11 protein-coding genes are annotated in these 9848 nt (G+C 66.5%); 8 read left to right on the top strand and 3 right to left on the bottom strand.

Features of this window, described 5'->3' with window-relative positions; translation table 11 throughout:
- From tssB to VD972_RS39465, 8 genes are all read left to right on the top strand, one after another.
- On the top strand, positions 1–538 hold a 538-nt coding region (tssB, locus tag VD972_RS39430; RefSeq protein WP_324994123.1), incomplete at its 5' end, for a type VI secretion system contractile sheath small subunit.
- A 20-nt stretch (positions 539–558) separates the two neighbouring features.
- Complete coding sequence (tssC, locus tag VD972_RS39435) at positions 559–2046, top strand: type VI secretion system contractile sheath large subunit (RefSeq protein WP_324994125.1); 1488 nt, start codon at positions 559–561, stop codon at positions 2044–2046.
- Positions 2047–2176: 130 nt separating this feature from the next.
- The gene (gene tssD, locus VD972_RS39440; protein ID WP_324994127.1) at positions 2177–2668 is read left to right on the top strand and encodes a type VI secretion system tube protein TssD; all 492 of its coding nucleotides are present in this window, start codon (positions 2177–2179) and stop codon (positions 2666–2668) included.
- A gap of 63 nt (positions 2669–2731) precedes the next feature.
- The gene (gene tssE, locus VD972_RS39445) at positions 2732–3127 is read left to right on the top strand and encodes a type VI secretion system baseplate subunit TssE (RefSeq protein ID WP_324994129.1); all 396 of its coding nucleotides are present in this window, start codon (positions 2732–2734) and stop codon (positions 3125–3127) included.
- Positions 3128–3149: 22 nt separating this feature from the next.
- Complete coding sequence (tssF, locus tag VD972_RS39450) at positions 3150–4892, top strand: type VI secretion system baseplate subunit TssF (protein WP_324994131.1); 1743 nt, start codon at positions 3150–3152, stop codon at positions 4890–4892.
- Positions 4856–5899 (top strand): type VI secretion system baseplate subunit TssG, encoded by a 1044-nt coding sequence (gene tssG, locus VD972_RS39455; protein WP_324994133.1) that lies wholly within the window; start codon positions 4856–4858, stop codon positions 5897–5899. Before tssF ends, tssG begins: the two co-directional genes overlap by 37 nt.
- Positions 5900–6045: 146 nt before the next feature.
- The gene (locus VD972_RS39460; RefSeq protein ID WP_324994135.1) at positions 6046–6984 is read left to right on the top strand and encodes a hypothetical protein; all 939 of its coding nucleotides are present in this window, start codon (positions 6046–6048) and stop codon (positions 6982–6984) included.
- A 24-nt stretch (positions 6985–7008) separates the two neighbouring features.
- Positions 7009–7761: an NAD(P)-dependent oxidoreductase gene (locus VD972_RS39465; protein WP_324994137.1), complete on the top strand. Its 753-nt coding sequence runs from the start codon at positions 7009–7011 to the stop codon at positions 7759–7761.
- 20 nt (positions 7762–7781) lie between these two features.
- Here the strand turns inward: VD972_RS39465 and VD972_RS39470 are convergent, their stop codons facing one another.
- From VD972_RS39470 to VD972_RS39480, 3 genes are all read right to left on the bottom strand, one after another.
- Entirely contained in the window at positions 7782–8909 is a 1128-nt protein-coding gene (locus VD972_RS39470; RefSeq protein WP_324994139.1) for a hybrid sensor histidine kinase/response regulator, read from the bottom strand.
- A gap of 5 nt (positions 8910–8914) precedes the next feature.
- Positions 8915–9364 (bottom strand): response regulator, encoded by a 450-nt coding sequence (locus VD972_RS39475; protein WP_324994143.1) that lies wholly within the window; start codon positions 9362–9364, stop codon positions 8915–8917.
- Positions 9361–9848, bottom strand: a 488-nt coding sequence (locus tag VD972_RS39480; RefSeq protein WP_324994145.1) for a sensor histidine kinase, incomplete at its 5' end; no start/stop codon positions are given. The genes VD972_RS39480 and VD972_RS39475, both read right to left, overlap by 4 nt.

Genomic DNA, 9848 nt, shown 5'->3' on the forward strand with positions numbered 1-9848 from the left:
ACCCTCGCAACAAAAGGACCGGCCGCAGATGAGCAAGGAAACCTCCGTAGCCCCCACTGAGCGCATCAACATCGTCTACCAGCCTAGCACCGGGAACGGGCAGGAACAGGTCGAGCTGCCGCTGAAGATCCTCATGATGGGGGACTTCACGGGAATGCCAGACGAGCGGCCGATCGAAGAGCGCGCTCCCATCAACGTTGACAAGGACAACTTCAACGACGTGATGGCGCAGCAGAACCTCCAGGTGTCGCTGTCCGTGCCGGACAAGCTCTCCCAGGAGGAGGGCACCTCGCTGCCGGTGACGCTGCAGTTCCGCAACCTGACGGACTTCACTCCGGAGAACGTCGTCCATCAGGTGCCGGAGCTCGAGAAGCTGCTGCGGCTGCGGCACGCGCTGAGCGCCCTCAAGGGCCCCCTGGGCAACATCCCCGCCTTCCGCCGCCGGCTCCAGGACCTGCTCAACGACGCCGACAGCCGCCAGACGCTGATGCGCGAGCTGGGCCTGAAGGCTGACGAGAAGAACGAGCCGAAGCAGTAGCCCCCTAAAGGAAACCACCCATGAATACCGACAAGAACCTGCTCCAGAACGATTCCAAGGCCACGGTGGAGAGCACTGGCACGCTGCTCGACACCATCCTCGCCGAGGCCAAGCTCAAGCCGCGCGATGAGGGATACGACATTGCCCGGCGCGGCGTGCAGGCCTTCATCACCGAGATGCTGGCGCCCAACCGGCCCCAGGAGCGCATCGACCAGGCGCTCGTGGATGCGATGATCTCTGAGATCGACCGGCGGATGAGCGCCCAGGTCAACGAGATCCTCCACCACCCCACCTTCCAGTCCATGGAGTCGCGCTGGCGCGGCCTGAGGTTCCTCATCGACAAGGTGGACTTCCGTGAGAACATCAAGGTGGAGATGCTGAACGTCTCCAAGGAGGACCTGCTCAAGGACTTCGAGGATGCACCCGAGACCGTGAAGTCCGGGCTCTACAAGCTCGTCTACTCCAACGAGTACGGCGTCTTCGGCGGCAAGCCCTACGGGCTGATGTGCGGTGACTTCGACTTCGGCCCCGGCCCGCAGGACATGGCGCTGCTGACGAAGTGCGCCTCGGTGGCGGCCATGGCACATGCGCCGTTCTTCTCCAACACGTCGCCCGAGTTCTTCGGCGAGAAGAGCTTCCTCAACCTGCCGAACCTCAAGGACCTCAAGGCGATGTTCGAGGGGCCGCAGTACGCGCGCTGGCAGTCGTTCCGGGACAGCGAGGACGCGCGCTACGTGGGTCTGTGCGTGCCGCGCTTCCTGCTGCGCCTGCCCTATGGCGAGGGGACGGTGCCGGTGAAGGCCTTCAACTTCAATGAGGAGGTCGTCGGCCACCACGAGCGGTACCTGTGGGGGAACGCCTCCACGGCGCTCGCCACCCGCGTGGCCTCCTCGTTCGCCAAGTTCCGCTGGAGCCCCAACATCATCGGCCCCCAGTCCGGTGGCGCGGTGGAGAACCTGCCGCTGCACAACTACGAGGCCATGGGGGAGATCCAGACGAAGATCCCCACCGAGGTCCTCCTCACCGAGCGGCGCGAGTACGAGCTGTCCGAGGAGGGCTTCATCGGGCTGGTGTTCCGCAAGTCCGCGGACAACGCGGCCTTCTTCTCGGCCAACTCGGCGCAGCGCCCCAAGTACTTCGGCGGCACGCCCGAGGGCAAGGCGGCGGAGACGAACTACCGGCTCGGCACGCAGCTGCCGTACATGTTCATCATGACCCGCCTGGCGCACTACATCAAAGTGCTCCAGCGCGAGCAGATCGGCAGCTGGAAGGAGCGCACCGATCTGGAGCGGGAGCTGAACAACTGGATGAGCCAGTACGTCGCGGACATGGATGATCCGGCGCCCGCGGTCCGGTCTCGCCGTCCGCTGCGCAACGCGCGCATCACGGTCGAGGATGTGGACGGCCAGCCCGGCTGGTACCGGTGCAGCATCCAGGTCCGGCCCCACTTCAAGTACATGGGTGCCTCCTTCACCCTGTCGCTCGTCGGCAAGCTCGACAAGCAGTGACCCTCGCTCCATCCGGAGCGGGAGAGGACAGACCGTCGTGGCACCAGGCGGCCTTTGAAGTCCTCCTCAGCCCCGGGTCCGGAAACGGGCCCGGTTCAACACCCCACCCCGCAGTTCAAACGAGGCAGAAATGGCCGAGACAGTACACCTCTATCTGAAGGCAAACGGGACGGACATCAAGGGCGAGAGCACCCAGGTCAGCCTGGGCCGCGAAGGCTCCATCGAGTGCGTCTACTACGAGCAGGGCGTCATCACCGCGCGTGAGTCCGGCTCCGGCCTCGCGACGGGCCGGCGCCAGTACCAGCCGCTGCTCATCCGCAAGCGCATCGACAAGTCCACGCCGCTGCTGATGAAGGCGCTGTGCGAGAACCAGGTCATCGAGGCGAGCTTCAAGTTCTTCCGCCCGAACCCCACGGGTGACGGCACCACGGAGCAGTTCTACACGGTGAACTTCAAGCAGGGCCGCATCAACACCATCAAGCAGGTGGTTCCGGACACCATCGTCCCGGCCACCTCCAAGGATCCGGCGCTCGAGGAGCTCACCTTCGTGTTCCACACCATCGGGTGGACGTACACCAACGGTGGCGTGACGCACGAGGATTCCTGGAGCCAGCAGCGCTAGCAGCTCCGCGTCAGGGGGGGGCGCCCGTCTCGGCAGAGGGCGCCCCCCCGGGGGTCTCACATCATGGCGAACCGCGGGCTCTTCTCCCGGATCAAGAGTGGCGATGTGCATGCCTCGCGGCGGGGGGATCCCGTCGAGGAGGTCACCCAGCACCTGCGCGTGCTGCTCAACACCCGCAAGGGGGAGTCCGTGTCGACTCCAGGCTTTGGGATCATGGACTTCAACGACATCATCCACACGTTTCCCTCCGCCATCGAGCGGATGCAGCTGTCCCTCCGGCAGGCCATCCAGGAGTACGAGCCTCGCCTGAAGAACGTCGCCGTCCTTCACGTCCCCGACGAGCTGGATCCCACCAGCCTCAAGTTCGAGGTCTCCGCGAACCTGGTGCATCGGGGCTCCCGTCGGCCCATCCGCTTCTTCACCCGGCTGGGCAGAAGCAACCAGCTCGAGCTGTGGTGAGACAGCTGTCCGAGGTCATTTCATGTTCAGCAAGTACTTCTTGAGCGAGTTGGCGTACCTCCGAGAGATGGGGCGCGCGTTCGGTCTGGCCAACCCAGGCGTCGCAGGCATGCTGGTGGAGCGCGGCGCGGATCCGGACGTCGAGCGGCTGCTCGAGGGGTTTGCCTTCCTGACCGCGCGCATCCGCGAGCGCGTGGATGACGACGTGCCCGAGATGGTCCATGTCCTGACGGACCTGCTGCTGCCGCACTACCTGCGGCCTGTCCCCGCCTCGACCGTCATCGAGTTCACTCCGCAGGTGAAGGCCATGCGCGGCCGGTCCAACATCCCCGCTGGCGTGGAGATTGCGGCGCGTCCGCTCGATGGCACCTCGTGCGTCTTCCGCACCACCTCCGACGTGGATCTGCTTCCCCTGACTTTGGAGGAGGCTCTGCTGGACAAGTCGTCCGTCACTGCACCGGTGCTGCGGCTCTTCTTCCAGGCCCACGAGCAGATCTACCCGGAGATCTTCCGGCCGGCAGGCTTGAGGCTGTTCATCCACGCAGAGCTGGCCACCAGCGCGCTCATGCTGCTCTGGCTGCTGCGGTACTGCCGCGGGGTCCAGGTCACCAACGACTACGGGAAGTCCGTCCAGCTCGGGCCTCGGGCGATTCACCCGCTGGGGTTTGACCCCCACTTCCGCCTGCTGCCCTGGCCCCGCTCCGCCGAGGGCTACCGGCAGCTCCAGGAGTACTTCACCCTGCCCGAGAAGTTCCTCTTCTTCGAGGTGCGCGGGCTGGATGCCGCGCGGCACATCGCAAGCGATCGGTTCGAGCTGGCCTTCCAGTTCGAGCGTCCTCCCCCGCTGGAGGCCCGCGTGGGCCAGGAGATGTTCCGCCTCTACTGCGCGCCCGCCATCAACCTCTTCTCTGCCTCCGCGCACCCCCTGCGCCACAGCGTGCTGTCCCACGACCAGCTCCTGCGCGCGGAGGGTGTCGAGCCGCGACACATGGAGGTGTTCTCGGTGGACTCGGTGGTCGGCCTGCAGGCCGGTGCCAACGAGCGACGCAACTATCGTCCTTTCTTCGAGTTCGCCCATGCCGCAGGGGATGGCGCGGAGCCGTCCTTCTACCGCCTGCGCAGGACCTCCTCCCCCATCGACGACGGGCTCGACACGTACCTCTCGCTGGAGACACCGCGGGACGTGATGCCATCCATCGAGGATGAGACACTGTCCATCGGGCTCACCTGTACCCACCGCTCGCTCCCCACCCGGCTGCAGGTGGGGGACGTCCACCTGCCCACCGTCACCTCTCCCACGAACGCACGCTTCAAGAACATCTCCCCTGTGTGCCGGCCGGCGCGTGCTCCTCTCGGCACGGAGCTGCACTGGCGGCTCCTCTCGCACCTGGCCGTCAACCAGCAATCCCTGGCGGACGTGGAGGTGCTGCGGCGGCTGCTCGAGCTCTATAACTTCAAGGCGCTCACTGACGACCTGACCGCGCGTGCCACCCGGCTCCGCATCAACGCCATCCGGTCCGTGGAGGTGCGGCCGGGGACGCGCTTCCTCGAGGGAAGCCCCCTGCGCGGCAACCGCGTCACGGTGGCGCTCGATGAGACGAACTTCCTGGGAGCGGGGGACGCGTTCCTCTTCGGCTCCATCCTCGACGAGCTGTTCGCGTCGAACGTCACCCTCAATGCCTTCAACGAGCTGGGCATTCGCCTCCAGCCTTCACAAATGGAGTACTCGTGGCCCCCCCGGAACGGCTCCCAGTTGACCTTGTAGAGGCGTCGGAGGTCATCCGTCGTGCGCCCCAGCGGCCCGGGTTCTTCCCGCTGGTGGCCTTCCTCGAGCGCCTCACCTCGGATGCGACCCGTGTAGGCGAGCTGGGGCCCGTGCTCGAGGAGCGCATCCGCTTCCGGCACGATCCCTCGCTGACCTTCTCCTCGAGCGATGTCAGCGCGGTGGTGCTGCGGGAGGTGCCTGCCCGCCCGGACGATGTCACCGCCCGCCGGCCGCTGTTCGAGGTGTCGACGACTTTCCTGGGGCTCACGGGCTCTGCTTCCCCCCTGCCGCTGTACATGGCCGAGGAGGTGGCCCAGGAGGACCCGGACGACGCACCGCAGCGCGAGTTCCTGGACCTGTTTCATCACCGGCTCCTGTCGCTGCTGTATCGCATCGAGTCTCGGTACCGCGTCACCCGCGAGCTGACAGCGAGCTGCACCGATCAGTGGTCCCGCCGCATCCTGGCCCTGGCGGGCTTCGACACGTACGACCGAACCTGGCCTGGGATCCTCCCCCCGTGGCGGCTCCTGCGGATCGCCTGCCTGCTGACCAGCCGCGTCCGCACCGCCGAGAAGCTGGAGATCGCCCTGGAGGAAGTGCTCGCCGAGGAGCTGGAGGGTGCTCGCGTCACCGTCCGGCAGTTCGTGGGCCGGTGGGTGGACATCGACGCGCGCGCGCAGCTCGGAGTTGCCAACAACCTGCTCGGCCGCAACATGCTGCTGGGTGGCAGGGCGTACGACCGCATGGGGCGCTTCCAGGTGGAGATCGGCCCGCTGTCTCCGCGCGCCTGGCGGCGCTTCATGGCGGACGGAGATCTGTACCCCCTGGCGCGCGAGATCGTCTCCCTCTTCGTTCGAGATCCACTGGAGTACACCTTCGAGCTCACCCTCGCCGAGAGCGTCTCCCACACCTTCAGCCTCAGCACCGGCTGGTCTTCGAAGCTTGGGCGAGACACCTGGCTCGGCACGAACCAGCAGAACCGACTGACCGTCCCGGGGGCCGTATGAGCGCCCACCGCCGACGGGCTGGATCCCCCCTCTCCAGATTTGAGAACCTCATGAGTTCGAAGCGACTCGTTATCAGTGCAAGCCTGTGTGCCCTCCTGACAGCCTGCGCCACGCAGCCACCGCGGCTGTGCATTGCCGAGGCCGCCATGTCCGACCGCGTCGTGCCCACTCCGGACGACTGGTTCGCCCTGCTGCTCCATGGCTTCGACCGCGAACAGGGAGTGGCTGCCTCGCCCACCGTAGACTGCTCGGGCGTGCCGGTGGTGTGGCAGGAGCCGTTGCAGTCTGAGTGCCGCGAGCCGGGCCCCGAGGCCCAAGCGCTCCCGCCGCCCGCCCGCCTTACCGCGGAGGACCTCGTGCTGGAGACAGTGCGTGCCGATGAGCGGCTGGTCTGGGTCGTCTCGCGCCGCTTCTCAAACGGAGAGGGGCTGGGACCTGTGGGGCTGGTGGAGCGGACGCCGCGAGGGTTCGTCGTCCGCGCGCTTGGAAGCCTGCGCGCCTATCCTCGCCAGGCCCGGCTGCGCCTGGAGGAGAACGAGAACTTCAAGGTGCTGGTCGCCGAGGGGGATGTCTGCACGGATGACGGGCCTCCCGTCTGCCGCCGGATGGCCCGCGTGCTGCCACTGCGGCAGGGCCGCTTCTTCGCCGAGGCCGTGTCGAACAGCGGTGATGGAGGCTGTCTGGGCCCGGCGTGGTTTCCCCTGAGCCGTGAGGAGGTGCTCGAGCTACCCAATGGCTTGCACCGCAAGGTCGAGTTCACCTCCACGCTGTCCGTGAAGCCGGAGGGCGTCGTGCTTGATGAGCAGGTGGTGATGCACAACCTCGATCCTCGCGAGCCCTCGATGCCTCCGCTGCTGTATCGGCGTGCTCAAGCCCAGCGAGTGCTCGAGGTGAAGGATGCCCGGCTGGTGGGGACAGCCCCCTCGCTGTGGGTCAAGCTGATGGAGCCGGAGCTGCAGGCCGGGGCCAAGCTCCAGAGTGCACCGTCCTCCCAGAAGCCCACGGAGCCCCTGCCCCTGCAGAAGCCCGCGGAGCTCATGTCCCAACCCGCCCAGCCTCCCCGGACCGCAGAGGTCCGGCCGTAGTGCCATGAATGAAAGGGCCTCACCATGGACAAGCCTGACGACATGTTCACCCTCTCCGTCATCGGCCGCGGAAACACCGTCGCCTACGGACCGACGCGAGAGCAGAAGTCCGAGGAGCTCTCGATTCCGGTGCTCATCTTTGGCGCCTCTGGGCGTACCGGACGCCACCTGGTCAAGCAAGCGCTGTCGGCAGGACATACGGTCACGGCCTTCGTGCGCGAGCGCAGCGCCCTGTCGGAGTTGTACAGTGAGCTCAGAGCCGAGTTGGAGAGGAACAAGAAGCTGCACGTCATCGAGGGCGATGTCTTGAACCCGGACGCGGTTGACGCGGCCATGCTGGGTCAGCGGGCCGTGCTGTCCGCGCTAGGGTTCTCGGGCCGCGGAGGGACAGAGGCCTTGCTCAGGGCCACGGAGACCATCGTGGCCGCCATGCAGAAGTACCGGGTCCATCGGCTGATCTGCCTGGCGCCTCCACCGGCCAAGGAGGGCTGGGTTCGACGAGGGCTGCTGGGCAGGTTCCTCGCTTCGTTTCTCAATAAGCCCCCCGCTGCCCATGTCTGGGAGCGGCAGCTGGACTCCATCCGCGGGCTCCCGCTGGAGTGGGTGCTCATCCGCCCCACGCGGCTCACGGATGAACCCGCCCGTGGAAGCTACCAGGTCTCTGTCGGCTGGGCGGAAGTCCCCGAGGGCATCTCCAGGGCGGATGTGGCCGCGTTCATGCTCGAGCAGGTGCAGGCCCGGCGCTACATCCGGCTGTCCCCTGTCCTCGGCGGCTGAGCTCTCCTTCCAGAGAACACTCAAGCTGCGGTCGTCGCGTGGCGCGGCAGGTTCATCCAGAAGCGCGTGCCGTCTGCCTCCGTGGATGTCACTCGGAGCGTGCCTCCGTGGGCGCGGGCGATCTCGTGGGTGATGTAGAGCCCCAGCCCCAGCCCCGTGCGCGCAGTGCTTCGCGTGCCTTCGACTCCGCGCACGAAGGGATCGAAGATGTGGGGCAGCCGCCCCGCGGGGATGGGCAACCCCAGGTTGTGCACCTGCACGCAGATGCCTTCCCCTTCGTCCTGCGCGGACACCTTCACCGGGCTGTCCTCGGGCGAGTACTGCACCGCGTTGCCCACCAGGTTCGAGGCCGCCTGGGCAATGCGGTCCGCGTCCCAGTCTCCCCAGCCGTTGCCGGCCAGGCTCAGCTCGAAGCGACGCTGAGGGTGCGCCACCTCGAGCTCCTCCACCACCTGTCGCAGCACGTCGTGCACATTCATCCGCGCCCGGTTCACCGGGTAGCCACCTCCGAGCCGCGCCCGGGTGAAGTCCAGCAAGTCATTGATCATCCGCGCCATCCGGTCCGAGGAGATGGAGATGCGGTTGACCGCCTTGCGCTGGGGCTCCGTCAGCCCCCCGTAGCGCAGCAGCAAGCCCGCGTTGCCGGAGATGGCGCTCAGCGGGTTGCGCAGATCGTGCCCGAGGATGGCCAGGAACTGCTCGCGGAAGAGCGCCGTCTGTTGCTGGGACTCCTCTCGCTTGAGCCCCTCCTCCACCCGCTTGCGCTCGATGGCGTAGCGCAGCGCTCGCACCAGCAGCGGGCCCGTCACCTGTCCCTTCACCAGGTAGTCCTGTGCTCCCTGGTGCACCGCCTGCACCGCGAGCTGCTCGTCGTCCGTGCCCGTGAGCACCACCAGCGGCACCACCGGCGCGGCCTGCAGGAGCCTCGAGATGTTGCCCAGTCCGTGGCCATCCGGCAGCGACAGGTCCAGCAGCACCGCGTCCAGCTTCGCCTCGCGCGCCACGCGCTCCGCCTCTGCCAGCCGCAGCACGTGCACCACCTCGAAGCGCACGGAGGGGACCTCTCGCAGCTCTTCCTGGATGAGCCGGGCGTCTCCCGGGTTGTCTTCCACTAGCAGCAGTCTCAGGGGTTGTTCCGGGAGGGCCATGGAGCTCATGACTTCGAGGGCAGCCGGACCACCGAGAGCCAGAAGTCATCGATGGAGCGGACCACGGAGAAGAACTGCTCCAGATCCACTGGCTTCGTAATGTAGCAGTTGGCGTGCAGATCGTACGTGCGGAGAATGTCCTCCTCCGCCTTGGACGTCGTCAGCACCACCACCGGGATGCGCCGCAGCACCGCATCCTCCTTGATCTCCGCCAGCACCTCGCGCCCATCCTTCCGTGGCAGGTTCAGGTCCAGCAGGATCAGGTCCGGCCGCGTCGAGCTCGCGAAGCTCCCTTCGCGCCTCAGAAAGGCCAGCGCCTCCACCCCATCCTTCGTCACCGAGAGGTTGTTGCGCACCTTGCCCTCCTTCAGGGCCTCGATGGTCAACCTCACGTCCCCCGGGTTGTCCTCCACTAGGAGGATCTCGATGGGTCTGCCGTGCTCTTCGAAGTTCATGGCTGTGAGCCCTGGGTGGCCGTGGCCTCGGTGGGCACCGCTGGCAGCGTAAACCAGAAGGTGGAGCCCTCGCCTGGCTGGGACTCCACCCCAATGCGTCCTCCATGGCGATCGACGATCTTCTTGCAGATCGCCAGTCCAATCCCTGTCCCCGGATACTCCTCACGTCCGTGCAGGCGCTGGAAGATGATGAAGATTCGATCGAAGTACTGCTTGTCGATTCCCAATCCATTGTCCTTCACCGTAAAGAGCCACCCATCCTTCCCCTTTGGCTCGGCTGCTATCTCCACCCGCGGCGGCGCCTGGCCGTGGAACTTCAGCGCGTTCGCCAACAGGTTCTGGAACAGCTGGAGGAGCTGGGTCTCGTCCCCGAGCACCGTGGGCAGCGGCCCGACTTTGACTTCCCCCCCCTTCTCCTCGAGCATCGTCTGCAGGTTCTCCACCGCGCGTTGGACTACCGGGCTCACCTCGCACGCCTTGAACT

Source organism: Hyalangium sp., assembly GCF_035629615.1.
GTDB lineage: Bacteria > Myxococcota > Myxococcia > Myxococcales > Myxococcaceae > Hyalangium.

Bases quoted from the DNA above. Each gene is read 5' to 3' on its own strand.
- tssC (WP_324994125.1), top strand. From the start codon at position 559: ATGAATACCGACAAGAACCTGCTCCAGAACGATTCCAAGGCCACGGTG.
- tssD (WP_324994127.1), top strand. From the start codon at position 2,177: ATGGCCGAGACAGTACACCTCTATCTGAAGGCAAACGGGACGGACATC.
- tssE (WP_324994129.1), top strand. From the start codon at position 2,732: ATGGCGAACCGCGGGCTCTTCTCCCGGATCAAGAGTGGCGATGTGCAT.
- tssF (WP_324994131.1), top strand. From the start codon at position 3,150: ATGTTCAGCAAGTACTTCTTGAGCGAGTTGGCGTACCTCCGAGAGATG.
- VD972_RS39460 (WP_324994135.1), top strand. From the start codon at position 6,046: ATGTCCGACCGCGTCGTGCCCACTCCGGACGACTGGTTCGCCCTGCTG.
- VD972_RS39465 (WP_324994137.1), top strand. From the start codon at position 7,009: ATGGACAAGCCTGACGACATGTTCACCCTCTCCGTCATCGGCCGCGGA.
- VD972_RS39470 (WP_324994139.1), bottom strand. From the start codon at position 8,909: ATGGCCCTCCCGGAACAACCCCTGAGACTGCTGCTAGTGGAAGACAAC.
- VD972_RS39475 (WP_324994143.1), bottom strand. From the start codon at position 9,364: ATGAACTTCGAAGAGCACGGCAGACCCATCGAGATCCTCCTAGTGGAG.